Here is a 25,804-nt window from a genome sequence, read left to right on the forward strand (position 1 = left end):
CGATGAAGATCACCATCTTCGGCGCCGGTGCGATCGGCGGCTATCTCGCTGCCAAGCTTGCCGCCGCCGGCCGCACCGATCTCTCGATCGTCGCGCGCGGCGCCCATCTGGAAGCGATCAAGGCAGATGGCCTGCGCCTGATCGAGGATGGCCAGGAGACGTCCGTCCCCGTCCGGGCCGCCGCCAAGGCCGAGGAACTTGGCGTGCAGGATTATGTCGTGCTGGCGCTGAAGGCCCATTCCCTCACCCCGGCGCTCGACCAGATCGCACCGCTGCTTGGGGACCACACATCAGTCGTCACCATGCAGAACGGCGTGCCGTGGTGGTATTTCCACGGCGTCGGCGGGCCACTCGAAGGCACCAGGCTGAACGCGGTCGATCCCGGCGGCGCGATCTGGCAGCGGATTGGACCGGACCGCGTCATCGGCTCGGTCGTCTATCCCGCGGTCGAGGTAGATGCGCCGGGGCTCATCCGCCATGTCGAGGGCAAACGCTTCTCGCTCGGCGAACCCTCGGGCGAGCGCAGCGAACGGGTCACGCTTCTGGCCGAGGAGATGGTCAAGGGCGGCTTGCAGGCGCCGGTGCGCGAAGACATCCGCAGCGAGATCTGGGTAAAACTGTGGGGCAATCTCTCCTTCAACCCGATCTCGGCGCTGACCGGCAGCACGCTTGCCGCGATCGTTGCCGACGAGGGCACCCGCACGCTCGCCCGCACCATGATGCTGGAGGCGCAGGCGATCGGCGAAAGCCTCGGCGTGCGTTTTCCCATCGCGGTCGACCGGCGCATCAAGGGCGCCGGCGATGTCGGCGAGCACAAGACCTCGATGCTGCAGGACCTGGAGCGTGGCCGGCCGATGGAGATCGACGCGCTGGTGAGCGCGGTACAGGAACTTGGCAGGCTAACGGACAAGCCGACCCCGACCATCGATGCCGTGCTGGCGCTGGTGCGGCGGCTGGCGGTGGAACGCGGGTGTTATGGATAATGGGCTCGGGGTTGATCAGCACCGTGGCGAGGGCGCGACGATCCAGGCCTTGAAGCGCCTTGGCCTCATCTCCCAGCTTGACCAGGGTTAGCAGCATGCTGAACGCCATTCACCACGTCGCGCTCATCTGCACCGACTACGACCGGTCGCGACGGTTCTACGTCGAACTCCTCGGCCTCGATCTGATCCGGGAGGTTTATCGGGAGGAGCGGCAGTCATGGAAGGCGGATCTGCGGATCGGGTCGGCCCAACTGGAATTGTTCTCCTTCCCTGCACCGGCGATGCGGCCGTCCCACCCAGAGGCTACAGGCCTGAGACATCTGGCATTCGCGGTGGCTCATCTTGATCCCGTGATTATCCGGCTGGAAGCCGCAGGCGTTGCCGTCGAGCCAATCCGGATCGATCCATACACAGACCAACGGTTTACCTTTTTCAGGGACCCGGATGGATTGCCGCTGGAACTCTACGAAGCCCCATAAGGACGGTTCGATTTCACGATGGGCGCTTTGTACTGACGGTCTCGGTATCGGCGGACCGCGAATCTGTGCTAAGCGCCGCCCAACCAACCAAAGGACGACACCAATGAGCGAACTGACCGTGGCCGAGGCGACCGAGAGCATCTATGCCTCGCTCCGGGCGGACAATGCCGACATCGACACACATATCGCGGCGCTAAAGGCGGCACTGGCACGAGAAGGGATAAAACAGGCGGTGTTCGATCCGACCAAGCTGGCGCAGAACAACCGCTCGGGCCGCAAGTTGATGCAGGCTTATTTTCGGCAACGCGGCGTGAGCGTGAAGTTTTCGGACCAGTAGAACCGCGCGCGATCTCAACCGTGTGATTGGTTGGTTTCGGACGCATGTTCTCCGACGCTCCGAGCCCTCCCATTTGGCCGGCTCAATAACAGCTATCCGCCGCCGCAAGGGCTTCGGCACGGTGAGCTTGGTCCAGTGCGCCAATCCGTCGGACCGACGCATAGAACCTGACATAGTCGCCCGAGCACAGATCGAACAGGCGGAGAAACGCGGTCACCCGATCGCTATAGACGGAAGTCGCGGCGAGCTTTGCATTGTTGATCGGGGAAGCGAACCAGGCATCGTATCCCCGGTATCGGCCCCAGCGCCTGTCGCGCATGTGTCGGTAGCGCATCCGCAGCCGTTCGATCGCCGCCGTCTTCGCGGCCAGTTTTTGCTCCGAGGTGCCGGCGTTGGAATAGACTTGCGCCAACTCGTCCCGGGTCCGCGACACCAGCGCAAGAAATTCAGCTTTGCGTCTCCGGGCGGCTTCGTAACGGCGCAATGCTGCGGTATCGCCAGCCGCGCGCAGCCATTTTTTCACGCCGGTCGTTTCGACGGCGACAGCGAACGACTCGTTGAATGCGGAATCGTCGTGCACGTAGACGCGCTGGTGGGCCAGTTCATGGAACACCAGCCCTGCAAGATAGGTTTTATCCTCGCTGAACATCGTGCTCAGCAGCGGGTCACTCGACCAGCCAAGCGTGGAATATGCGGTGATGCCCGTCACATAGACATCCATGCCCTGTCCTTGAAGTTCGGCAGCGGTTTCAATTGCGGACTTCCTGGAGAAATATCCCCGGTAGGGCACGCAGCCGAAAACGGGAAAACACCATGTTCGCGGCGTCAGCGAGAATGCCGGCGCGGCGAAGACGGCCCATGTCACCGAGTCCCGACCGATATCGACGTAGCTGCGGTAGCTGTTGTTGTCGGGCAGCGCCAGTTCATCCGTTGCGAATTGTCGTATGGCGCTCGCCGATGCCATTCGAGCGCGCAATGCCTTCGGCGTCGAAGGGTCCTCGATCAGTTTTCCGACATCCTGGCGCGCCGTCATGATCCGCAGATGACCCTGCACGGATTGCGCGTAGTAGGAAACACTGGTGCAGCCGGTCACGCCGGACACCACGATCACAACGGCAACCAATCGAAAGAATGCGCGCATCACGATTTGCCCACAGCAGTGCTCCCGTACCGATCGGGCGATTGTCGCGATTGCCCCAGGTCCCAAGCAGCCGCATCGATTTGATCGAGGTCTATAGCTTTCTAAAGAATCCGGACAGGATATTCGGACCCACTTCGCCAGGGCGCAGTCTGATCCCGTCCTCGAAGCAGTTCAGCGTCATGCATTCGAAGCCGCTGTGTGCGAGGAGTGCCACCAGCGAGTCACGATCGAAGTGGTGGAGGTGCTCGTCGGGAAGACGCATACGCCACGTCCGGAACCAGGCGTCGCCGTCGGCGCCGAGCTCGCGCCAGCGGCAATAAGGGACGGCGACGGCCAGGTAGCGGGCCTTAAGCCGGGCGAGGAAACCCAGATCCGGGATATGCTCAAGCACATCGAACATGGCGACGAGATCCCACGAGTTGGAGAGCGCCTCATCCCAATCGACGAAGCGGACGCCCTTGGGCAGCGGAAACCTGGTTATGTCGCAGCCGGCGCAGTCGGCGACCCCGGTTATTTTCGCGGCTTCGATGAATGTGCCGGTGCCATATCCAATCTCCAGCACGGACCGGGGAATCTCGCCAGTGATCCCCAGCACCCAGCCGAGTCGCTGATATCCGAGCTTGATGGTCCGGTCACTCAGGTCCTCGTAATAGGAAATGTACTGCTTGTCATACTTGATCGGTTTGGAGTCGACCTGGTGGATCACGCCAAACCCGTCCACCGCGTAGTTGTCCAACATTGGCGTGCGGCCCCCAGGTTCCGGTGCTCAGTCCTTGCCCGCCCGCTTGAAAATCCGCGCGTAAAATTCGCCGACGATGCCGCGCCGGAAGATCAGCACGCACACCATGAAGATGAGGCCGGTGGCGATGGTCACCGGAAAGCCGGAAGTGGCAAGCGTGTTTTCCAGGCCGATGACAAGGCTGGCGCCGATGATCGGCCCGACCATGGTGCCGATGCCGCCGAGAAGCGTCATCAGGATCACCTCGCCCGACATCTGCCAGGTGACGTCGGTGAGCGTGGCGAACTGGAAAACGATCGCCTTGAGCGAGCCGGCCAGCCCGGCCAGGGCCGCCGACATGACGAAGGCGCCCAGCTTGTAGTTGGCGACGGAATAGCCCAGCGAAATGGCGCGGTTCTCGTTCTCGCGGATCGAGCGCAGGATCATGCCGAACGGCGAGTTGACGATGCGCCAGATGGCGAAGACGCCGATCAGGAACACCGCCAGCACGAAGTAATACATGTTCAGCGAGACGTTCAGGTCGAGGACGCCAAGCAGCATGCCGCGCGGCACGCCCTGAATGCCGTCCTCGCCTTGCGTGAAGGGCGACTGCACGCAGAAGAAGAAGAACATCTGCGACAGCGCCAGCGTGATCATGGCGAAATAGATGCCTTGCCGGCGAATGGCGAAAAAGCCCATGACAAGGCCGAGCAAGGCCGCACCCGCCATGCCGAGCAGAATGCCGGCTTCCGGCGGCCAGCCCCAGACCTTGACGGCATGCGCGGTGAAGTAGGCGGCGCCGCCGAAGAAGGTGGCGTGGCCGAACGATAAGAGCCCGGTATAGCCGAGCAGAAGATTGAACGCGCAGGCAAACAGCGCGAAACACAGCATCTTCATCAGGAAGATCGGATAGATCAGGAAAGGCGCTACCAGCAGCGCCAGGATGCCGAGCCCGACCAGCATCCATTCCAGCCGTGCCGAGGTTTTGGCCGATGCCTCGCCAAGCGTCAGTTCGGTCATGTCAGATGTCCCTTCCGACATGTCAAGCGTCCCTTCCGAACAGGCCAGCCGGCCGGACCAGAAGCACGATGGCCATGATGACGAAGACCACGAGATTGGAGGCCTCGGGGTAGAAGACCTTGGTCAGGCCCTCGGCGAGGCCAAGCATGTAGCCGGTGATGATCGCACCGAGGATCGATCCCATGCCGCCGACCACCACCACCGCGAAGACGACGATGATGAGGTCCGATCCCATAAGCGGGCTCACCTGGTAGATCGGTGCTGCCAGAATGCCGGCAAGCCCGGCCAGCGCGGAGCCAAGGCCGTAGGTGAGGGTCAGCAGCAACGGCACGTTGACGCCGAAAGCCTGGACGAGACGGGGATTCTCGGTTGCCGCGCGCAGATAGGATCCAAGCCTGGTCTTCTCGATCAGCGCCCAGGTGCCGAAGCAGACGATCAGCGAGGCGACCACGACCCAGCCGCGATAGTTGGGCAGGAACATGAAGCCGAGATTGGTGCCGCCGGCAAGCAGCGGCGGCACGGCATAGGGGTTTCCCGAGACGCCGTAATAATAGCGGAAGATGCCTTCGAGCACGAGCGCGAGGCCGAAGGTGAAGAGCAGCCCGTAGAGCGGATCGAGATCGTACAGCCTCGACAGCGCCAGGCGCTCGACCACGACGCCGAAGACGCCAACGATCAGCGGCACAAGGATCAAAGCGGGCCAATAGCCGATGCCGAGATGGGTGAGAAGCAGGTAGCCGACGAAGGCGCCGAACATATACTGGGCGCCATGGGCGAAATTGATGACGCGCAGCAAGCCGAATATGACAGCCAGGCCCAGGCTCAGCATGGCGTAGAACGAGCCGTTGATCAGGCCGACCAGCAGCTGGCCGAGAAAGGCCTGAACCGGGATTCCGAAGATCATCGTCATGGCGCCATCATACACCCAGGACTTCGTGGAGCTGCGCCATGCGGTCCGGCAGTTCGCCGACCGGAAAACCCGCCACCACCTTGCCGTGCTCCATCAGGTAGAAACGGTCGGCGACGCGACTGGCGAAGCGGAAGTTCTGCTCGACCAGCAGGATCGTCATGCCGCGCTTTTTCAACGTCGCCAGCAACGCGCCGATGCGCTGCACGATGACGGGAGCGAGCCCCTCCGTCGGCTCGTCGAGAAGCAGCATCTTCACGCCGGTTCGCAGCATGCGCGCGATCGCCAGCATCTGCTGTTCGCCGCCCGACAGCCTGGTGCCGGGACTGTTGCGCCGCTCCTTCAGATTGGGGAACAGATCGAATATCTCCTCGACGCTCATGCCGCCCTGCGCGACGACCGGCGGCAGAACCAGATTCTCGTCCACGGTCAGCGTTGCGAAGATGCCGCGCTCCTCCGGCACGAAGCCGATGCCTTGATGGGCGGTGCGGTGCAGCGGCAGCCGCATCAGGTCCTTGCCGTCGAAGGCGATCCGGCCGGTCCGCTTGCGGATCAACCCCATGATGGCGCGCAGCGTCGTCGTCTTGCCGACGCCGTTGCGGCCGAGCAGCGTGACCGTCTCGCCGGCAAACACTTCCAGATCGACACCGTGCAGCGCATGGCCCTCGCCATACCAGGCGTTGAGGCCGGTGACGGCAAGCAGAGGTGCGGCACTAGTCATCGGCGGTGCCCATATAGGCGATCTTGACGCGCTCGTCGCGGCTAACGGTGGCGTAGTCGCCAGCGGCCAGCACCTCGCCGCGCTGCATGACCGTTATCCAGTCGCAAAGGTCGGCCACCACGGTCAGATTGTGCTCGACCATCAGCACGGCGCGATCCCTGGCAACCGAACGGATGAGGCTGGAAACCGTGGCCACGTCCTCGTGCCCCATGCCGGCCATCGGCTCGTCCAGCAGCAGCACTTTCGGATCGAGCGCGAGCGTCGTGGCGATCTCCAGCACGCGTTTCCTGCCATAGGAAAGATCGCCGGCGAGCCTGTTCCTGGCGTCGTCGAGACCAACCGAGCGCAGCAATTCCTCGGCGCGCGGGGTCAGCCGGTCGAGCGCCGCGAGCGAGCGCCAGAATTGAACGGCAAGACCACCCGGCCGCTGCAGCGCGACGCGGACATTGTCGAGCACGCTGAGGTGCGGAAAAATCGCCGATATCTGGAACGAGCGCACCAGCCCCATCCGCGCAACCCTGGCCGGCGAGGTGCGGGTGATGTCGTGGCCAAGCAGCTCGATCCTGCCGCTGGTCGGCGCCAGGAACTTGGTGAGCAGGTTGAAGACGGTCGTCTTGCCGGCGCCGTTGGGTCCGATCAGGGCATGGATGTTGCCATGGCGGACATCGAGATCGACGTTTTTGACGGCGATGAAGCCGGCAAAGTCGCGTCGCAACCCGCGGGCGGAAAGCACAACCCGCGGCTCGTTCGCGTCCAGGTCAGTCGGCGCCATCGGCCGCGCCGATCACTGGCCGGCCGTCGGACAGCCGCTTTCCTTCTCGCTGAGGAAGGCCTCGTTGCCTGGAATGGTGGCGAGATATTTGTAGTAGTCCCAATCCTTGGTGCTCTCGGCTGGCGACTTGACCTGGTAGAGGTACATGTCGTGGACCATGTTGCCGTCCGCCTGCACCTTGCCGTTGGTTATCACCGCGTCGTCCACAGGCATCGAATGCAGCTGCTTGGCGACGGCTTCGGTCTCGTCCGTGCCGGCCTTGTCGATCGCCTTCAAATACTGCGTCACCGCCGAATAGGTCGCGGCCTGGATCATGTTCGGCATGCGGTTGGTGCGCTTGAAAAAGCGCTGCCCGAATTCGCGGCTCTTGTCGTCGCGATCCCAGTAATAGCCTTCGGTCAACACGACGCCCTGCGCCGCTTGAAGGCCAAGCCCATGCACCTCGGCCAGCGTGAACAGGAGTGCGGCAAGACGCTGGCCGCCCTGCACGATACCGAATTCGGCCGCCTGCTTGATGGAGTTGGAGGTATCGAGGCCGGCATTGGCCAGGCCGATGACCTTGGCGCCCGACGATTGCGCCTGCAGCAGGAAGGACGAATAATCGGTCGACCCCAAGGGATAACGCACCTCGCCCAGCACCTTGCCGCCATGGCTTTCGACGAACTTGGTGGTCTGATCCTTCAGCGAGTAGCCGAATGCATAGTCGACGGTGACGAAGAACCAGCTGTCGCCGCCCTGCTGCACGAGAGAGCCGCCGGTACCCACCGCCTGCGAGTGAGTGTCATAGGCCCAGTGGAAGCCGTAGGGCGAGCACTGTTTGCCGGTCAGCTCCGTGGTCGCCGCGCCGGTGACGATGTCGATCTTCTTCTTTTCCTTGGAAATCCCCTGGACGGCGAGCGCTACCGAAGAGGTCGTCAGTTCCATGATGGCATCGACTTGCTCGGTGTCGTACCACTGCCGGGCGATGTTGGAGGCGATATCCGGCTTGTTCTGGTGGTCGGCGCTGATGATTTCTATCGGCGCTCCCTGCACCTTGCCGCCGAAATCCTCAACGGCCATCTTGGCCGCCTCGACCGACCACTTGCCGCCGAAGTCGGCGTAGACGCCCGACTGGTCGTTGAGGATGCCGATCTTGACCTTGCCGTCGGAAATTTCGGCGGCCGAAGCGGGGATCGCGGATGCGGCGAGAAGTGCCGCGGAAACGAAAAGGCTTACCTTCATGGTTGACTTCCTCCCATAGCGATGAATCCGACCGACCCTCCTACGATCGATCATCGCAATGGTATTGAACATGAGGAAGATAGGGACAGAGGGCAAGAGGCCGTTAGGGATTTAGTGTTCGAAGCGATACGGTTTGGCGGCGGAACGCGAGCCTTGGGCGAGAGATAGAGACACAAACATGTGAACCGCCCGGCGGCAGTGCCGGCTCAGCCCTCGGCGGCGACGAGGTGGCCGTTGCCGACATCCCTCAGCGCCAGTTTCAGCGGCGCCTCGCCGATCCTGCGGGTGGCGCTCGGGATTTCCTGGTCGAGGCGCGCGAAGCGGCTTCTGCGCTGCGCGGGATCGGGCACGGGCACGGCTTCGATCAGGCGCCTGGTGTAGGGATGGCGCGGGTTGGAAAAGACCTGGTCGCGGGTGCCCATCTCGACGATCTGGCCGAGATACATGACGGCGACGCGGTCGGAGATGTTCTCGACCACCGCCATGTCATGCGAGATGAAGAGATAGGCGACGCCGAATTCGCGCTGCAACTCCTTCAACAGATCGAGTACGCGCGCCTGCACCGAGACGTCGAGCGCCGAGACGCTTTCGTCGGCGATGATCAGCTTCGGCCGCAGTGCAAGCGCGCGGGCAATGCAGACGCGCTGGCGCTGGCCGCCGGAGAATTCATGCGGATAGAGTTCCATCTGGTCGGCCGACAGGCCGACGCGCTCGAACAGCGCTGCGACACGCTCGCTGCGCTCTTCCTTCGAGGCGATACCGTGGATCAGCAGCGGCTCGGCGACGAGGTCGCCGACACGCATGCGTGGGTCCAACGAGGCATAGGGGTCCTGGAAAATCATCTGCACGTCGCGGCGCACCGCCTTGCGCTCGTCGCGGCCGAGGCCGGACAGATTGCGGCCGCCAATGGCGATGTCGCCGCTGTAGGGCACCAGTCCGGCCAGCGCCTTGGCGGTGGTCGACTTGCCACAACCGGATTCGCCGACCAGCGCCAGCGTCTCGTTGGGCGCGATCGAGAAGCTGACGCCTTCGACGGCGTGGACGCGACGAGTGACCCGGCCGAAGAAGCCGCCATGCAGGTCGAAACGGACATGCAGGTCCTTGACGTCAGCGACATTGGCCGGCGTTGCCGTCTCGGCACTCCTGGATTCCTGGCGACCGATACCGCTGCCGATGCGCGGCACGGCGGCCAGCAGCTCGCGCGTGTAGCCGGCTTGCGGCCTGGCGAAAATGTCAGCGGTTTTTCCCTCTTCGACCATGCGGCCATGCCGCATGATGATGACGCGGTCGGCCATTTCGGCGACGACGCCCATGTCATGCGTGATGAGGATGACGCTGGTGCCATGCTGGCGCTGCAGATCGCGCAAAAGTTCCAGCACCTCGCCTTGCACGGTGACGTCGAGCGCCGTCGTCGGCTCGTCGGCGATCAGCACGTCCGGCTCGAGCGCCAGCGCCATGGCGATCATCACCCGCTGGCGCATGCCGCCGGACAGTTCGTGCGGAAACTGCTTTAGCCGGCTTTCGGCTTCCGAAATGCGCACCGCCTTCAGCGCCTCGATGGCACGCTGGCGAGCCTCGCTCTGCGACAGGGAGGTATGCGCCTCGATGGATTCGGTGAGCTGCCGGCCGATCGACAGCACCGGGTTGAGTGAGGTCATCGGCTCCTGGAAGATCATGGCGATGCGGTTGCCGCGAATGCGCCGCATCCGGCGCTCGTCCAGAATCGTCAGATCTGTGTCGCCGAGATGGACCTTGCCGGATGAAATCCTGGCGGCAGGCTGCGGCAGAAGCTGCATGATGGCCAGAGCGGTCATCGATTTGCCGGAGCCGGATTCACCGGCAATGCACAGCGTCTCGCCACGAGACAACGTAAGCGACAGGTCGGAGACGACCTCGCGCTCGCCCTCCTCGCCGCGCACGCTGACGGAGAGGTTGGCGATGCCGAGTATGGGTTCGCTGGCGGCGATCATTGCGCGCGTGACCCGGAGAGGGATTTACTCCGGCACACCCCCCTCCTCATTCAAACACGCAGCGCGGAAAGTAGAACGACACCACCCAGTTCGGCATGTCGACGATCTCGCTGATGCGGAGATCGCCGCAGACCGAGGCCAGCATATAGGCCTCGACTGGGTCGATGTGATAACGACCGGCGAGCAGGTCGACCATCTGCGCAACCGCTTCCCTGGCGCCGGTCATCAGGTCCGGACCGATGCCGGTCGTCACCTCATAGCCCTTGGCGTCGAGATGGCGCGTCACCGGGCCTGGCGTGGTGAAGCGCGGCGTCTTCAGCCTGGCATCCTTGACCAGGTCGAGCTTGAGCACGACGTCCATCGGACTTTCGATCGCCGTGCCGCAGACCTCGCCGTCACCTTGCGCGGCATGGGTGTCGCCAACCGAAAACAGCGCGCCCGCCACTTCCACCGGCAGATAGAGCGTGGTGCCGGCGGCGAGATCGCGGATGTCGAGATTGCCGCCGACGCGCCTTGGCGGCACCACCGAGTGGTGGCCCTTTTCCGCCAGCGCGTTGCCTATGGTGCCGGCGAAGGGTTTCAACGGCACACGCGCATTCTTGCCGAACAGCGCCGGCTCGAGCGAGGCAGCGTCGTATTTCCAGATGTTCAGCGCCGGCTCCTTGAAGTCGTCGGCGAGCAGCCCAAAGCCCGGAATGTTGGCCGTCCAGCCGAAGCCGGACGGCTTGAACATCTCGATCGTCACCTTCAGCGCGTCACCCGGCTCGGCGCCCTCGATGAAGATCGGCCCGGTCACCGGATTGACGGTGGCGAAGTCGAGCTTGGCGACGTCGGCGACCGTGCTGCCGGCCTGCAACTGGCCGCCGGAGGAATCGAGGCACTGGAACTCGATCGTCGAGCCGGGCGCCACCCGCTCGGCCGGGGCAAACGAATTGTCCCAGCCGAAATGATGTTGGCGCCCGTGGATGGTGTAGTCGCAGTTATTGCACATCTTTTACGTACACATTGTCGTAGTTGATCGGGATATGAACCGGGTCGACATAGAGGTTGTCGGCGCCGCCCATGCGCGCCGATTTCATGGTGAAGCGCTGCTCGTTGAAGACCGGCGCCCAGGGCGCGTCTTCCATCACCTTGTCGTAGATGGCGCTCCACATCTTGTCGCGTTCGCCTGATTTAGCCGGGTCGACCACCGAGTCGGCCTCGGCCGCCTTGGCGTCGAGATCCTTGTTGCAATACCACGACCAGTTCCAGCCGCCGGGCACCGCACCGGCGCAGCCGAGGATCGGGCCGTAGAAGTTCGACGGATCCGGGAAGTCGGCGATCCAGGCCATGCCGCCGGACCAGATCATCGGTGCGCCGGCCTTGTCGCCGCCGGCGGCAATCACGTTTGCCTGCGCCAGCGACTGGATGCTGGCCTTGATGCCGATCGCCGCCAGATCCTGCTGGATCGCCTGGGCGATGCGCGGGTTGGGATCGGTGTTCATGGCAAACAGCTGTGTCTCGAAGCCGTCGGGGTGGCCAGCCTCTGCGAGCAGCGCCTTGGCCTTGGCGACGTCATAGGGATAGCCCTTGTATTCCTTGTCGTAGCCCGGCATCGACGGCGGCAGCGGCTGGTTGGCCGGCACGGCGCGGCCGTTGATGATCTGGATGACGCGCGCCTTGTTGATCGCCATGTTGACTGCCTGGCGCACCTTAACATTGTCGAACGGCGCCATGGTGGTGTTCATGGTGACATAGCCGGTGTGCAGCTGGCCGCCTTCGACGACGCGTGCCTTCTGCTCGGGATCGGCCATCACCTCCTGGAATTTTGCTGGCGGAATGCCGTCGCCGGGGACGTCGATCTCGCCTTTCTGCAGGCGCAGCAGCGCCACGATCGGCTCCTGGCCGATCTCGAAGGTGATCTTGTCCAGATGCGGCAGGCCCTTGTGCCAGTAGTCCGCATTGCGCTCGAAGACGATGCGCTGGCCGAGCGTCCACTCGGCGAGCTTGAAGGCGCCGGTGCCGACCGGATGCTTGCCGAAATCGGCGCCGTATTTCTCGACCTCTTCCTTCGGCACGACATGGGCGAAGTTGATGGCCATCACATGCAGGAAGGTGGCGTCGGGGCGGGTCAATTCGAACTTGATCGTGTAAGTGTCGACGACGGTGACGCCGGAGAGGCTCTCGGCCTTGCCGGCGGCGACATCGTCATAGCCCTTGATCGAGCCGAAGAAGCCGGCGCCGGGGCTCTGCGTCTTCGGATTGGTGACGCGGTCGAGCGAATATTTCACGTCGTCGGCCGTCATCTCGCGGCCATTGTGGAATTTCACGCCATGGCGCAGCTTGAAGGTGAAGGTCTTGCCGTCGGGCGAAATCTCGTATCTTTCGGCGAGGTCGGGCTTCAGATTGGTGGTGCCCGGCTCGTAGTCCATCAACCCGTCGAACAGGCTCTTGATCATCGACCAGTTCTGCCAGTCATAGCCGATCGCCGGATCGAGCGTGGCGACGTCGTCCTTGTAGGTGATGGTGATGGCGCCGCCCTGCTTGGCGTTCGGATCGACGGCGTCCTCGGCGCGAACGCTCGTCATGCCGAGCATCAGCGCCAGCGCCGATGCCGCTACCGTGGATGCGAGAAACTTTTTCATTTTTATGTTCCCTTTCTCTGTTTGGTTTTCATTTCATCTGAGCTTGATGCGGGGGTCGATGAAGGGCGCGATGATGTCGGCCAGCAGATTGCCCAGCACGATGGCGAAGGCCGACACCAGCGTCACACCCATGATGATCGGGATGTCGACGCGTTGGATGGCCTGCCAGGCGAGCTGGCCGATGCCGGGCCAGCCGAACACGCTTTCGACGACGACGATGCCGCCCATGAAGATGCCTATGTCGATGCCGATCATAGCGATCACCGGCAGGATGGCGTTGGGCAGCGCATGGCGGAACAGGATAGCTCGCCGCGCCAGGCCTTTGGCGCGGGCGGTGCGCACGTAATCCTGGCGCAGCACGTCGATCATCGACGAGCGCATCATGCGCGCGTACCAGCCGGCGCCGAGGATTCCCATGGTCAGTGACGGCAGCACCAGATGACGCCAGGTGCCGTAGCCGCCGATCGGGAACCAGCTGAGCCGCACGGCAAAGACGTAGAGCAGCAGCAGACCGACGACGAATTGCGGTGCCGAGACGCCGACGAAGGAGGCGACCATCAGCGTCTGGTCAGTGGCGGTGCCGCGCTTGACGGCGGCGATCAGGCCCATGCTCAGGCCGAGCAACAGCTCGCACAGGATGGCGCCGACCATCAGCAACAGGCTGGCCGGCAGCCGCGAGACGATCAGCTCGGTGACTTCGGAGCGCTGGATGTAGGAGCGGCCGAGATCGCCGCTGACGAGCTTCTTGAGATAGCGCCAGTACTGGACGACGAACGGCTGGTCGAGGCCGAGCTGCTGGCGGATGTTCTCGACCGTCTGCGGCGTGGCACTGCGGCCGGCGATCTGGCGCACCGGATCGGCGGGCAGGAGATAGAGCAGAGCGAAGGTGATCAGCGAGACGCCGAGCAGGATCAGCAGCGACTGGATGAGGCGGCGGCCGAGATAGGCGATCATGCCCGGCCTCTTTGCGTCGGATCGAGGATGTCGCGCAGCGCATCGCCGATCAGGTTGAAGGCGAGCGCCAGCGCCAGGATCGCGGCACCCGGAAAGAACACCAGCCAGGGTGCGGCCTGGAAATAGGTCTGGTTCTCGAAGATGATGTTGCCCCAGGACGCCGTGGGCGGCTGGACGCCGATGCCGAGGAAAGAGAGCGTCGCCTCGAGCAGCACGGTGGTCGAGATGCCGAGCGTGCCCCAGACGATGATGGTCGGTAAGAGATGCGGCAGGATGTGGCGAAACAGGATGCGCGGCGCGCTCGCGCCGATGGTGCGTTCGGCATCGATGAACTCACGCTCCGCCAGCGATGAGGTCTCGGTGTAGATGACGCGGGCGGTCTGCACCCAGTTGACCAAAGCGATGACCATGGCGACGATCCACAGGCTGGGCTCGAACACCGCGGCCAAGCAAATGGCGAGCAGCAGTGCCGGAAACGCCATCATCAAATCGGTGAAACGCATCAGCGCGCTGCCGATCCAGCCACGGAAATAGCCGGCGACAACACCGACCAGCGTGCCAATGAACAGCGCCACGCCATTGGCGACGATGCCGATGATCAGCGAGGTGCGGGCGCCGTAGAGGATGCGGGTCAGGAGGTCGCGGCCGAGCAAGTCGGTGCCCAGCCAGAATTTTGCATCCGGCGGCAAGGGCGAGCCCTCGATGGTCAGGCCGTCGAACATCTGCTCGTTGGGATCATAGCCGGTCAGCCATGGCGCCAGCACGGCGCCGGCAACGACGATGGCGACGATGACCAGCCCGAGCAGAGCCAGACGGCGCCTGACCAGCCGGCGCCAGACGCCGGCGCGCGGCTTGACCGGCATGCGCCCTGGCGCGGTGAGATCAGGCGCGATGGGACTGGTCATCGCCGCCTTCTTCCCCTGTTGCTTCTTCGCTTGTCATTGCCACGATCCGCCGCGCGGCATCCTCGACGCTGATCTGCCAGCTCATCGCCAGCGAGCGCAGCTGCGCATAGGCGCGGCCGTCATCGGCGCCTTTCGCCAGTGCCGTCACCGCGCGCACGATGGTCTGGCGCTCGGCAACGCGCTGGCGAAGCGAGGCGATCTCGCTGGCCAGGTGTTTTCGCGCCTCGAAACTCTGGCGCGCGATCAGCAGCGCGCTGTAGACGCCGGCATTGCCGACCGGCTTCAGCAGCTGCGCATCGGCCTTATGCGACAGCGCCCATTCGATGCGGCCCGGCGCCTCGGAACCGATCAGCGCCACCAGCGGCATCGGCGCTTCGCCCGGCTTCCACGGAAACTGCTCGTCAAAGCCGAGATCGGCGTCGAAGAAGACGAAATCGGCGGCCAGCGCCTCGGGCGGCAGTTCCGGCCAGCAATCCAGCGTGATCAGCCCGATGGCCGACAATTGCCTGGTGATCGCCTGCACCGTCGGATGCGGGCGATGCAGGATAAACGCCCTGGCGCCGCCGAGATTGGGGATGCGTGGGGCTCTGGTCACGACACCACCCTCAGGCGCGGGCGGCCGAATGTTTTTGCCGGGTCGTAGCGCGACAGATACGGATCCGGCGCGACTTCGTCTTCGCGGCTGACGACCTCGAAGAAGCCGTCCGCGATGCGCCCGATGATCACCGGCAGTGTCGCGTGCTGCGAGTGGGCGTCGATGGCGATCGGACCGAGCCGGGTGGAGAAGCGGCGTTCGGCGAAGGCTTTGGAGAATTCCGCCGGACCGGCGTCGGGATTGCTGGAGAGCACGTCGGCCATCACCTGCACCGAGGCATAGGCGGAGGCCTCGAAGGATGAGGCGAAGGCAGCCGGGCGCGGCGCGAAATACGGCCCGACCGACAGATGTCCCTTGCCGGATTCACCGATCGCCGGCAGCTCACCTTCGGTCAGGTTGCAGGAGATGACGGGGCAAGTCCCGGGACTGAAGGCGGCATCCTCGTGACCCAGGTCGCGATAGGCCGCGAGGAAGGCGTAGGACGAGGTGCCGATCAAATTGTTGAGGATGAAGTTCGGCCGCGTGGCGCGGATCTCCGCGATCAGCCGCGACACGTCGGTCTCGCCGATGCGCAGATAGCGTTCGCCCAGCACCTTGCCGCCGGCATCCGCGATCAGGTCGCGCGCGACGCGATTCATCTCCCAGCCCCAGATGTAGTTCGAGCCGAGCAGGAAGCCGTTGGCGCCGAAACGCGGCACGACATGCGCCATCAGCGGCACCAGATGCTGGTTGGGGCAGGCGTGCATGTAGACGACATGCTCATTGGCTTCGAAGCCCTCATAGGGGCAGGCGTACCAGAGCATGCCGCCGGCTTTCTCCAAGACCGGAATGGTTTCCTTGCGGCTCCAGGAGGTGACGCAGCCGATGACATGGCGTGCGCTGCTGGTCTTGAAGATATCTTCGCAAAGCGTTGCGTAGCGGTCCGCATTGCTTTGCGGATCGCGCTCCACCGGCACCAGTTCGATGCCTGAGCTGCGATCGGCGTTGATGTCGGCTATGGCGCGCATGGCGCCGATGCGGCACGCATCGGAGACGAGCTGATAGCTCCCCGAGCGGGAATACAGGATGCCGATCTCGATGCGCCGTTTCAAACAGGACCCCAGAAATGACAATGCCTCGCAGCCTGCGCCGGAAGGGCGAGGCATACGAGGCATTTTTGCCGCCCGGCAATCAGAGCCGGTATTTTGCGCTAGCGTATTCGGTCCGGCGGGTCAGTCAAGCCCTCAATGACATTTGCATGACCTGCCATCGCCGTTTCGCTGCCGCCGGCTATTTGGCCGCCGGCCTCTGGCCGAGTTGGCGGGCATAGGTCACACAGGCGTCCACCGTGCTGACACAAAGCGCGTCGCGCCTGTTCGGCAAATTGTTGTCGCCGGCATAGGCAACTTCGGCGACGCGGCCATCGACCATGCGAATTTGCGTATCGCAATAGCCGCCGGGAGCGACATTGACGGAGCCGCCGACCGCCGGGATCGCGCCGACCGCCAACGTCGGAACCACAATGCTGAGATTGCCGCGCTGGACGATGCGCTTGTAGGTCCAGATCTGGCCCGATTGGCCGGCGTCGGCGGTGGCGGTCGGAAACCCGGCGCACATTCGAACATCGGCTTCGCTGAGGCCGACCATCTCCTTGCGGGCAGCCGCCGCCGTTGGATCAACCTTGGCGATACGCGACGTGTCGTCGGGAACGACGCAGGAAGACTGGATGGCGACACAGAGAGCAGCGAGGCCAAGCTTTCGAATGCAGGAAAATATCATGCCGACTGTCAGATTTGCCCGATTGTCAGATTTTGCGTGGCGCCCGCCGCTCCTTTCTACCTAGGCAGACAGGCGAGCGGATCAACCCGTTCAGCTTCACGAAAAAGTGGCTGTGGCTGCATCATGGCCGGTCGGGAAGCCAACGCCCTGGCGGAAGCGGGCTCGCGCCGGAACGGCGCGCCAAGGTCCGCATCCATGGTCACCCATCAATGACCCTGCAACTGTTTCCGCCGCCAGGACGCGGGCGCTTCGCCGACCCGCGCGCGAAAGAATCGTGAAAAATACGCCGGGTCGTCGAAGCCGATCTCGTAGGCGATGTCCTCGACCGAGCGTACGGTGAACAACAGCAGCCGCTTGGCCTCCAGCAGCCGTCGCTCACCGACGACGCGTTTGACGCCGCTGCCCAGCACCGCGCGGCTGGCCTTGTCGAGAAGATGCGGCGTCGTGGCCAGCGCCTCGACGTAGCGATCAACAGGCCAGTTGTCGCGGAAATGCGCATCGGCGAGCCGGCGCAGCCCCAACGCCAGTGAGGCATCAGAAGACGCCGTGGCATCCTTTGTCTCGGGACTGAGGCGCGCGATGTGGGAGAGCGCGACGGCGATCAGCGCCTGCAGGACCCTGTCTTTGCCGGCTTGCGCCTCGGCGTATTCGGCGGCGATCATCTCCAGCACCGCCGCCAATCTGGCCCACGCTGCGTGCTGCGGCATGCCGTCGGCAAAGACCGGCCGGTCCAGCGGCAGCAGGCTGTGAGCCGCGATGGCCGCAAGCGCGCCGTCGGCGACCGAGACGACGATGGCGTCGGTGCCGGGGCCGATCGAGAAGCCGTGCACGATAGTGCTCGGCACGAAACTCACGGCAGGCGCCGAAAAGTCCCAGGATCGGTCTTCGATGCGGTAGGTACCGGAGCCGCTGGTCCAGAAGGTGATCTGACCCATCTGCGGGTGCTTGTGCGCGGCGACCTCACCAAGATGGATATTGCCGCGCGCAAGCACCGTCTCGACATGCAGAAAACCGACATCGAGCGGCCGCACCGGCTCGCCATAGACGAAGAAGTCGGGGATGGATCTCTGGCTCATGACGCCGGAAAAAGTCCAATCGGTTTTGCCGTTCCGTCCATAACCGATCGATGCCCAGGGCGCTAGGGTTACGGCTTAAGAGGAGGACCATCATGCGATCAGAAGACTTCCGCACCGATAAGGCACGCCCATTCACCGGGGCCGAGTATCTGGAGAGCCTGCGCGATCGCCGCGAGGTCTATATCAACGGCGAACGCATTGCCGACGTCACCACGCATCCGGCGATGCGCAATTCGGCGCGGTCGCTGGCGCGCCTCTACGACGCCCTGCATGATCCAAAGCGGCGGGACGCGCTGACGTCACCAACCGACACCGGCTCGGGCGGCTACACCCACAAATATTTCCGCGTTGCCAAGTCTTCCGCCGAGCTTGTTGCCCAGCAGACGGCGATCGCGGAGTGGTCGCGCATGTCCTATGGCTGGATGGGCCGCACGCCCGACTACAAGGCGGCGCTGATGAACACGCTCGGCGCCAATGCCGACTGGTACGGGCCGTTCAAGGACAATGCCCTGTCCTGGCACAAACGCGCGCAGGAAGCCGCGTTGTTCATGAACCACGCCATCGTCAACCCGCCGATCGACCGCCACAAGCCGGCCGAACAGGTGAAGGATGTCTTCGTCCACATCACCAGGGAGACGGACGCCGGCATCTACGTGTCCGGCGCCAAGGTGGTGGCGACGTCCTCGGCGCTGACGCACTACAATTTCCTGGCGCAAGGGTCGGCGACGGTGACCGAGGATCCGTCGCTGTCGGTGATGTTCATCGTGCCGATGAATGCGCCGGGGATAAAGATGTTCTGCCGCGTCTCCTACGAGCAGACGGCCAACACGGTGGCGGCACCCTTCGACTATCCGCTGTCGTCGCGCTTCGACGAGAACGACGCGATCCTGGTGCTCGACAATGTCTTCATCCCCTGGGAGGACGTGCTGGTGCTGCGCGATGCGCAAAAAATCCTGTCCTTCCATCCGGCCTCCGGCTTCATGCATGGCTACTGCTTCCAGGGCTGCACGCGTTTCGCCGTCAAGCTCGACTTTCTCGCCGGCCTGCTGGCCAAGGCGCTGCGCGTCACCGGCGGCGATGCTTTCCGCGGCAACCAGGCGGCACTGGGCGAGGTCATTGCGCTCAGGCACATGTTCTGGAGCTTTTCCAACGCCATGGCCTACAACCCGATCCCATGGGCGAATGGCGCCGTCCTGCCCAACCTGGAAGCCGCGCTTGCCTACCGCACCTTCATGTCGGAAGCCTATCCGCGCGTCATCGACACCGTGCGCCGGGTGATCGCCTCGGGGCTGATCTACCTGCCGTCGTCGGTGCGCGACTTCAACAACCCCGAGATCGACAAATATCTGTCGCAATATGTGCGCGGCTCCAACGATATGGGCCACATCGAACGCATCAAGATCATGAAGCTGTTGTGGGATGCGACCGGCACCGAGTTCGGCGGCCGCCACGCGCTCTATGAGCTCAACTATGCCGGTGCGCCGGAAGAGGTACGGCTGCAGGTGCTGAAAGGCGCCGAGCGCGGCGGGCGGCTGAAGGCGATGGAAGAGCTGGTCGACACCTGCATGGCCGATTATGACGAGAATGGCTGGACCGGCGATACCTGGTTCCATCCGCTTGTCTCAACGGCCGAGTGAAATCACATGGCCACGCAGATTTCGAAAGCCGATTTCCGCGACGCCATGGCGAGGGTCTGCGCGCCGGTCAACATCGTCACCACAGACGGGCCGGCAGGACGCGGCGGCTTCACCGCCACCGCCATGTGCAGCGTCTCGGACGAGCCGCCGACGCTGCTCGTGTGCATGAACGGGCGCTCGACGCAGGCCGCCATGTTCCTGTCCAACCGGCGCTTCTGCGTCAACGTGCTGACGCATGACCACATGCATCTGGCGGGAAAGTTCGCCGGCGCGACCAGGGACATGGAGGCGCGCTACGCCTCGGCGCGCTGGCAGACGCTGACCTCCGGCACGCCGGCGCTGTCGGATGCGATCGTCAACTTCGATTGCGAGATCGAGACCGTGCATGTCGTCGGCACGCACAATGTCATGATCGGCCGCGTCATCGATGTCCGGCACGGCAGCGGCGGCTCGGCCCTGCTCTATGTCGACCGGAATTATACGCAGCCGACACGGTTGGGCAGCTTTGGCGGGTGAGCCTGGGCGAAACGGCCAGGACCGACCGCTCAGCTCTCGCCGTCGATCAAGCTCTCCAAGAGGTCGAGGAGCTGCTCCAGCTTCTCATGCCCAAAACGCTGTTCGATGTCGTCATAGATGACGCGACGCTCGGGCGACAGGGCGTCGATCAGGGCGGAGCCGGCAGGCGCAATGGTCAGCACGACGCGGCGGCCGTCGCCTTCGGCCTTGTTGCGGGTGATGAATTTGCGTCCCTCGAGGGCCTTGATGATGCGCGTCAGGCTGGGCGGCAAAACCGAGGCGCGATCGGCAAGTTCCGTCGCCTCGACCGGGCCGGCTTCGCTGAGCACACGCAGCACGCGCCATTGCTGTTCGGTCACGTCATGCGCCGCAAGCATCGGCCGAAACCGCGCCATCACCGCTTCGCGGGCATGAAGCAGCGCCATCGGCAGGGAACGACGGGTGTTTTCAGGCAGCAAAAAAGAGCCTCCCACGCTTGCGATCGAAACAGGCCTTCCCTCGGTCGAATCCGCCTGCCGGGGCCCGTTCCTGCCATCCCGTATCGTTGCGCCAAGGCCGATGCAAGACTTGACTTCGCGGATGCCGCATGTAATTAACGCGTTAACTACAACAAAGCAATAACCCAGGGAAACGAAGCGCCGTGCCTCACTTCTCCATCGAGTATTCGGCCAATCTCGATGCCAAGGTCGATATGGACGAATTGTGCGCGCTGGTGTTGCGCACAGTGCTGGACACCGGGCTGTTCGAGACCGGCGCCGTGCGGGTGCGGGCCTTTCGCGCCGAGGCCTACGCGATGGCCGACAGCCTGCCGGAAAACGCTTTTCTCGACATGTCGTTTCGCATCGGCACCGGCCGCAGCCCGGACGAGAAGAAGCGGACCGGCGAGGCTGTCTTCGCGGCGGTGAGCGAATACCTTGCCACCCTGTTCGAGACCCCGCATTTCGCCCTGTCGCTCGAAATCCGGGAAATCGACCCGGTGCTCAGCTGGAAGAAAAACGCAATCCACCCGCGGCTGCGCGGCAAGTGACGGAACCCGACATGTCCGACCTGCAAGGCAATCTGAAAAAGGCCGAGGCCTATCTGGCCCGCTTCAAGCGCGATGGCGTTTTGAACCAGATCGGCGGCGAGGCGGTGCCGGCCCTCGATGGCGCGACGTTCGAAACGCTGTCGCCGGTCGACCTCAAGCCGCTGGCAAGCGTCGCGCGCGGCGGCGCCGCCGACATCGACCGCGCCGCCAAGGCGGCGAAGGCGGCGTTCCCAGCCTGGGCGGCCATGCCTGGCGAGGCACGCAAGAAGCTGCTGCACAAAATCGCCGACGCAATCGAAGCGCGCGCCGAGGAGATCGCTTTTGTCGAATGCATGGATACCGGCCAGGCGCTGAAGTTCATGGCCAAGGCAGCGCTGCGCGGTGCCGAGAATTTCCGTTTCTTCGCCGACCGCGCGCCCGAAGCGCGCGACGGCGAGACGCTGCGTACGACAGGCCAGGTCAATATGACGACGCGCGTTCCGATCGGCCCGGTCGGCATCATCACGCCGTGGAACACACCGTTCATGCTGTCGACGTGGAAGATTGCGCCAGCGCTGGCGGCCGGATGCACCGTGGTTCATAAGCCGGCTGAATTCTCGCCGCTGACCGCCCGCCTGCTGGTCGAGATCGCCGAGGAGGCCGGCCTGCCGAAAGGCGTATGGAACCTGGTCAACGGCCTTGGTGAAGACGCCGGCAAGGCGCTGACCGAGCATCCCGACATCAGGGCGATCGGTTTTGTCGGCGAAAGCCGCACCGGTTCGATGATCATGAAGCAAGGCGCCGGCACGCTGAAGCGCGTGCATTTCGAGCTTGGCGGCAAGAACCCTGTGATCGTCTTTGCCGACGCCGATCTCGAGCGCGCCGCCGACGCCGCCGTATTCATGATCTATTCGCTGAATGGCGAGCGCTGCACCTCGTCGTCGCGGCTTCTGGTCGAAGCCTCGATCTATGAAAGCTTCACCGCCAAAGTCGCGGAGAGGGCGAAGCGCATCGTCGTCGGCCACCCGCTCGATCCGAAAACGGTGGTCGGGCCGCTGATCCATCCGGTGCATGAAAAGAAGGTGCTGTCCTATATCGACATCGGCAGGTCGGAGGGGGCGACGCTGGCCGTCGGCGGCGGCAAGGTCGATGGACCGGGAGACGGCTGTTATGTCGGCCCGACCCTGTTCACCAACGTGACCAACGGCATGCGCATCGCGCAGGAGGAGATTTTCGGGCCGGTGCTGAGCGCCATTCCGTTCAACGACGAGGCGGAAGCGCTGGCGCTGGCCAACGACACGCAATACGGCCTGACCGGCTATCTCTGGACCTCTGACGTCACCCGCGCCTTCCGTTTCACCGATGCGCTGGAGGCCGGCATGATCTGGGTTAACTCCGAGAACGTGCGGCATTTGCCGACCCCCTTCGGCGGCGTCAAGAATTCCGGCATCGGCCGCGACGGCGGCGACCATTCCTTCGACTTCTACATGGAGACGAAGAACGTCGCCTTCGCGACGACGGCGCACGCGATCCAGAAACTCGGCGGCTGACCGGAGGAAATCGGATGCCCTTGCCCAAACCCAATCTCTACCCCGCCTTCAACATCGTGCGCCTCAGCCATGTCGAGTTGGCCGTCACCGACCTCGCCAAATCCCGCGCCTTCTATGTCGACACGCTCGGCCTGCAGGTTACCGACGAGACATCGGACACCATTTATCTCAGGGCGCTGGAGGAGCGCGGGCACCATTGCATCGTGCTGAAGAAGGCGGCCGCAGCCGAGGCGCGCGATCTCGGCTTCAAGGTCTTTTCGGACGAGGACCTCGACAAGGCCGAGTATTTCTTCAAGGGCAAGGGCATGCCGGTGGAATGGGTCGAGCGGCCCTACCAGTCGCGCACTTTTCGGACGCGCGACCCGCACGGGATTCCGCTGGAGTTCTATGCCCAGATGGAAAGGCTGCCGCCGATCCATCAGAAATATGCGCTCTACAAGGGCGTCAAGCCGCTGCGCATCGACCACTTCAACTGCTTCTCGCCCAATGTCGACGAGTCCGTCGCCTTCTACAACGAGCTCGGTTTTCGCGTCACCGAATACACCGAGGATGCCGCAACCGGGAAGCTTTGGGCAGCTTGGACGCACCGCAAGGGCGGCGTCCACGACATCGCGTTCACCAACGGCATCGGCCCGCGCCTGCATCATGTCGCCTTCTGGGTGCCGACGCCGCTCAACATCATCGACCTGCTCGACCTGATGGCGACCACGGGCTATTTGCCGAACATCGAACGCGGCCCCGGCCGGCACGGCATCTCCAACGCCTTCTTCCTTTATGTCCGCGACCCGGACAACCACCGCATCGAGATCTACTGCTCGGACTACCAGACGGTCGATCCCGACCTGGAGCCGATCAAGTGGGACCTCGAGGACCCGCAGCGCCAGACGCTGTGGGGCGCACCGGCGCCGAAAAGCTGGTTCGAGGAGGGCAGTGCGTTTGCCGGGGCGGAGGCGCGCCAGCCGGATTTGGCGGCTTCGCCGATCATTGCGCCGTGAGTGGGATTTTGGAGATGTCAGCGTTCCGTGGCGCCCCCCTCTGTCCTGCCGGACATCTCCCCCTCAAGGGGGGAGATTGGCTAGGCCCATGGTCAGCGCCTCTCTTGCAGCGTTGGAAATTGGCGAAGGCAGAGATGACATCCGATCTCCCCCCAAGAGGGGGAGATGTCCGGCAGGACAGAGGGGGGCGCCGTAGAGCGCCATCCTCGCCCACCACCATTGCCGGAGCCGCAGCATGAAGCACGCACGGCTCGCCACCTTCACCGTCGGCGGCAAGGCGCGCTATGGCGCGGTCACCAGCAAGGGTGTCGTCGACCTGTCGGCGCGCCACGGCCAGTGGCCGACGCTGCGGGAAGTGATCGAGGCCGGCGCCTTGCGGCGGCTGGCGGAAGAGGCCGAGGCCTTCCCGATCGATTTCCCGCTCGACGCCATTGCCTACGAAATTCCGATCCCTTCGCCGGAAAAGATCATCTGCGTCGGCGTCAACTATCCGGACCGCAACGAGGAGTACAAGGACGGCCAGGCAGCACCCTCGAATCCGTCGCTGTTCGTCCGTTTTCCCCGCTCCTTCGTCGGCCATGGCGCGCCGCTGGTGCGGCCGCCGGAATCCCCGCAGCTCGACTATGAGGGCGAAATCGTCATCGTCATCGGTAAGGCGGGACGGCGCATTGCCGAGGCCAACGCGCTCAGCCATATTGCGGCACTGTCGCTGTGCAATGAAGGCACCATCCGCGACTGGGTGCGGCATGCCAAGTTCAACGTCACGCAAGGCAAGAATTTCGACCGCAGCGGTTCAATCGGCCCATGGCTGGTGCCGTTCACCCACGAGGCGCAGATCGCCGACATCGCGCTGACCGCCCGCGTCAATGGCGAAATCCGCCAGCAGGACCGCACCAGCCGGATGATCTTCTCGTTTCGCAAGATTATCGCCTATGTCTCGACCTTCACCACGCTGGTGCCGGGCGACATCATCGTCACCGGCACGCCGACGGGCGCCGGCGCCCGCTTCGTGCCGCCGATCTGGCTGAAGCCGGACGATGTGATCGAGGTGGAGGCCGATGGCATTGGCATGCTTCAAAACGGCGTCGTCGACGAGGAAGCAGCATGACCCCGGAGCAAGTGGAAGACGCCGCGGCACGGCTGTTCGAGGCCGAGCGTTCACGCCGCCAGATCCGGCTGCTCAGCCTCGATTTTCCCGAGGCGACGATGGAGGATGCCTATCGCGTGCAGGCAGCGCTGGTGACGCGCAAGATCGATGCCGGGCTGAAGCCGAAGGGCTGGAAGATCGGCCTGACCTCCAAGGCGATGCAATATGCGCTCGCCATCGACACGCCGGATTCGGGCGTGCTGTTCGACGACATGTTCTTCGACGATGGCGCGACCATTCCCGCCGGCAGCTTCATCCAGCCGCGTGTCGAGGCCGAGATCGCCTTCATCATGAAGGCGCCTCTGAAAGGCCCCGGCGTGACGATCTCCGACGTGCTCAACGCCACCGACTACATCACACCGGCGCTGGAAATCCTCGATACGCGCATCGAGCGCGTCAATGCCGAGACCAAGAAGGTACGCACCTTCTTCGACACGATTTCGGACAATGCCGCCAATGCCGGCATCGTCATCGGCGGCCGGCCGCAGCGGCCTGATGAAGCCGACATGCGCTGGATGGGCGCCATCGTCTCGCGCAATGCCGAGGTCGAGGAGACCGGGCTTGGCGCCGGCGTGCTCAACCATCCGGCGATGGGCATTGCCTGGCTGGCCGACAGGCTCGCCCGCTACGGCATGTCGATCGCTGCCGGCGAGGTCGTTCTCTCCGGGTCGTTCGTGCGTCCGGTCGAGGCGCGACCCGGCGACACGATCGTCGCCGATTTCGGCAGTTCGGGCACGGTCAGCATCCATTTCGCGAAGGGCTGACGGTTCCG

27 protein-coding genes are annotated in these 25,804 nt (G+C 63.9%); 10 read left to right on the forward strand and 17 right to left on the reverse strand.

Annotated elements, in window-relative coordinates:
• Window positions 1–2 precede the first annotated feature (2 nt).
• The 3 genes from MESCI_RS03260 (at window position 3) to MESCI_RS03270 (ending at window position 1,799) form a co-directional block, all read left to right on the forward strand.
• A complete protein-coding gene (locus MESCI_RS03260; RefSeq protein WP_013528521.1) occupies window positions 3–983 on the forward strand; it encodes a 2-dehydropantoate 2-reductase in 981 nt (326 codons plus the stop codon).
• Between the two features lie 95 nt (window positions 984–1,078).
• Complete coding sequence (gene gloA2, locus MESCI_RS03265; protein ID WP_013528522.1) at window positions 1,079–1,462, forward strand: SMU1112c/YaeR family gloxylase I-like metalloprotein; 384 nt, start codon at window positions 1,079–1,081, stop codon at window positions 1,460–1,462.
• A 103-nt stretch (window positions 1,463–1,565) separates the two neighbouring features.
• Entirely contained in the window at window positions 1,566–1,799 is a 234-nt protein-coding gene (locus tag MESCI_RS03270) for a hypothetical protein (RefSeq protein WP_013528523.1), read from the forward strand.
• Between the two features lie 82 nt (window positions 1,800–1,881).
• Here the strand turns inward: MESCI_RS03270 and MESCI_RS03275 are convergent, their stop codons facing one another.
• The 16 genes from MESCI_RS03275 to MESCI_RS03350 form a co-directional block, all read right to left on the reverse strand.
• On the reverse strand, window positions 1,882–2,940 hold the full coding sequence (locus MESCI_RS03275; RefSeq protein ID WP_013528524.1) for an aminopeptidase: 1,059 nt from the start codon (window positions 2,938–2,940) through the stop codon (window positions 1,882–1,884).
• Window positions 2,941–3,031: 91 nt separating this feature from the next.
• On the reverse strand, window positions 3,032–3,679 hold the full coding sequence (locus tag MESCI_RS03280; protein ID WP_013528525.1) for a class I SAM-dependent methyltransferase: 648 nt from the start codon (window positions 3,677–3,679) through the stop codon (window positions 3,032–3,034).
• A gap of 27 nt (window positions 3,680–3,706) precedes the next feature.
• Window positions 3,707–4,678 (reverse strand): branched-chain amino acid ABC transporter permease, encoded by a 972-nt coding sequence (locus MESCI_RS03285; protein WP_013528526.1) that lies wholly within the window; start codon window positions 4,676–4,678, stop codon window positions 3,707–3,709.
• 22 nt (window positions 4,679–4,700) lie between these two features.
• Complete coding sequence (locus MESCI_RS03290) at window positions 4,701–5,588, reverse strand: branched-chain amino acid ABC transporter permease (RefSeq protein ID WP_013528527.1); 888 nt, start codon at window positions 5,586–5,588, stop codon at window positions 4,701–4,703.
• Between the two features lie 7 nt (window positions 5,589–5,595).
• Window positions 5,596–6,306: an ABC transporter ATP-binding protein gene (locus MESCI_RS03295; RefSeq protein ID WP_013528528.1), complete on the reverse strand. Its 711-nt coding sequence runs from the start codon at window positions 6,304–6,306 to the stop codon at window positions 5,596–5,598.
• Entirely contained in the window at window positions 6,299–7,078 is a 780-nt protein-coding gene (locus tag MESCI_RS03300) for an ABC transporter ATP-binding protein (RefSeq protein WP_013528529.1), read from the reverse strand. Before MESCI_RS03300 ends, MESCI_RS03295 begins: the two co-directional genes overlap by 8 nt.
• 12 nt (window positions 7,079–7,090) lie before the next feature.
• Complete coding sequence (locus MESCI_RS03305; protein ID WP_013528530.1) at window positions 7,091–8,299, reverse strand: ABC transporter substrate-binding protein; 1,209 nt, start codon at window positions 8,297–8,299, stop codon at window positions 7,091–7,093.
• Window positions 8,300–8,505: 206 nt separating this feature from the next.
• Window positions 8,506–10,269 carry an ABC transporter ATP-binding protein gene (locus tag MESCI_RS03310; protein WP_013528531.1) on the reverse strand — a complete coding sequence of 588 codons (1,764 nt, stop codon included), beginning with the start codon at window positions 10,267–10,269 and terminating at the stop codon, window positions 8,506–8,508.
• A 46-nt stretch (window positions 10,270–10,315) separates the two neighbouring features.
• Window positions 10,316–11,260: an acetamidase/formamidase family protein gene (locus tag MESCI_RS03315; protein ID WP_013528532.1), complete on the reverse strand. Its 945-nt coding sequence runs from the start codon at window positions 11,258–11,260 to the stop codon at window positions 10,316–10,318.
• Window positions 11,250–12,893 (reverse strand): ABC transporter substrate-binding protein, encoded by a 1,644-nt coding sequence (locus MESCI_RS03320; protein WP_013528533.1) that lies wholly within the window; start codon window positions 12,891–12,893, stop codon window positions 11,250–11,252. The genes MESCI_RS03315 and MESCI_RS03320 overlap by 11 nt, the downstream gene beginning before the upstream one ends.
• Before the next feature lie 33 nt (window positions 12,894–12,926).
• On the reverse strand, window positions 12,927–13,847 hold the full coding sequence (locus MESCI_RS03325; protein WP_013528534.1) for an ABC transporter permease: 921 nt from the start codon (window positions 13,845–13,847) through the stop codon (window positions 12,927–12,929).
• Window positions 13,844–14,710, reverse strand: a complete 867-nt coding sequence (locus MESCI_RS03330; RefSeq protein ID WP_128278528.1) for an ABC transporter permease — start codon at window positions 14,708–14,710, stop codon at window positions 13,844–13,846. Before MESCI_RS03330 ends, MESCI_RS03325 begins: the two co-directional genes overlap by 4 nt.
• 19 nt (window positions 14,711–14,729) lie before the next feature.
• The gene (locus MESCI_RS03335; RefSeq protein ID WP_013528536.1) at window positions 14,730–15,347 is read right to left on the reverse strand and encodes an ANTAR domain-containing response regulator; all 618 of its coding nucleotides are present in this window, start codon (window positions 15,345–15,347) and stop codon (window positions 14,730–14,732) included.
• The gene (locus MESCI_RS03340) at window positions 15,344–16,438 is read right to left on the reverse strand and encodes a transporter substrate-binding protein (protein ID WP_013528537.1); all 1,095 of its coding nucleotides are present in this window, start codon (window positions 16,436–16,438) and stop codon (window positions 15,344–15,346) included. Before MESCI_RS03340 ends, MESCI_RS03335 begins: the two co-directional genes overlap by 4 nt.
• Window positions 16,439–16,616: 178 nt before the next feature.
• Entirely contained in the window at window positions 16,617–17,105 is a 489-nt protein-coding gene (locus tag MESCI_RS03345; RefSeq protein WP_013528538.1) for a hypothetical protein, read from the reverse strand.
• A gap of 206 nt (window positions 17,106–17,311) precedes the next feature.
• Window positions 17,312–18,181 carry a helix-turn-helix domain-containing protein gene (locus MESCI_RS03350; protein ID WP_013528539.1) on the reverse strand — a complete coding sequence of 290 codons (870 nt, stop codon included), beginning with the start codon at window positions 18,179–18,181 and terminating at the stop codon, window positions 17,312–17,314.
• A gap of 92 nt (window positions 18,182–18,273) precedes the next feature.
• On the opposite strand from MESCI_RS03350, the gene MESCI_RS03355 reads away from it, so the two are divergent.
• Complete coding sequence (locus MESCI_RS03355) at window positions 18,274–19,818, forward strand: 4-hydroxyphenylacetate 3-hydroxylase N-terminal domain-containing protein (protein ID WP_013528540.1); 1,545 nt, start codon at window positions 18,274–18,276, stop codon at window positions 19,816–19,818.
• A 6-nt stretch (window positions 19,819–19,824) separates the two neighbouring features.
• Complete coding sequence (locus MESCI_RS03360; RefSeq protein ID WP_013528541.1) at window positions 19,825–20,334, forward strand: flavin reductase; 510 nt, start codon at window positions 19,825–19,827, stop codon at window positions 20,332–20,334.
• 29 nt (window positions 20,335–20,363) lie between these two features.
• Here the strand turns inward: MESCI_RS03360 and hpaR are convergent, their stop codons facing one another.
• On the reverse strand, window positions 20,364–20,759 hold the full coding sequence (gene hpaR, locus MESCI_RS03365) for a homoprotocatechuate degradation operon regulator HpaR (protein ID WP_224620863.1): 396 nt from the start codon (window positions 20,757–20,759) through the stop codon (window positions 20,364–20,366).
• A gap of 215 nt (window positions 20,760–20,974) precedes the next feature.
• On the opposite strand from hpaR, the gene MESCI_RS03370 reads away from it, so the two are divergent.
• The 5 genes from MESCI_RS03370 (at window position 20,975) to hpaH (ending at window position 25,796) form a co-directional block, all read left to right on the forward strand.
• On the forward strand, window positions 20,975–21,361 hold the full coding sequence (locus MESCI_RS03370) for a 5-carboxymethyl-2-hydroxymuconate Delta-isomerase (protein ID WP_013528543.1): 387 nt from the start codon (window positions 20,975–20,977) through the stop codon (window positions 21,359–21,361).
• Between the two features lie 11 nt (window positions 21,362–21,372).
• Complete coding sequence (hpaE, locus tag MESCI_RS03375; protein ID WP_013528544.1) at window positions 21,373–22,890, forward strand: 5-carboxymethyl-2-hydroxymuconate semialdehyde dehydrogenase; 1,518 nt, start codon at window positions 21,373–21,375, stop codon at window positions 22,888–22,890.
• A 14-nt stretch (window positions 22,891–22,904) separates the two neighbouring features.
• Window positions 22,905–23,885 (forward strand): 3,4-dihydroxyphenylacetate 2,3-dioxygenase, encoded by a 981-nt coding sequence (hpaD, locus tag MESCI_RS03380; RefSeq protein WP_013528545.1) that lies wholly within the window; start codon window positions 22,905–22,907, stop codon window positions 23,883–23,885.
• A gap of 235 nt (window positions 23,886–24,120) precedes the next feature.
• Window positions 24,121–24,993 (forward strand): fumarylacetoacetate hydrolase family protein, encoded by an 873-nt coding sequence (locus MESCI_RS03385; RefSeq protein ID WP_013528546.1) that lies wholly within the window; start codon window positions 24,121–24,123, stop codon window positions 24,991–24,993.
• Window positions 24,990–25,796: a 2-oxo-hept-4-ene-1,7-dioate hydratase gene (hpaH, locus tag MESCI_RS03390; RefSeq protein ID WP_013528547.1), complete on the forward strand. Its 807-nt coding sequence runs from the start codon at window positions 24,990–24,992 to the stop codon at window positions 25,794–25,796. The genes MESCI_RS03385 and hpaH overlap by 4 nt, the downstream gene beginning before the upstream one ends.
• Window positions 25,797–25,804 lie beyond the last annotated feature (8 nt).

Source organism: Mesorhizobium ciceri biovar biserrulae WSM1271, from assembly GCF_000185905.1.
GTDB lineage: Bacteria > Pseudomonadota > Alphaproteobacteria > Rhizobiales > Rhizobiaceae > Mesorhizobium > Mesorhizobium ciceri.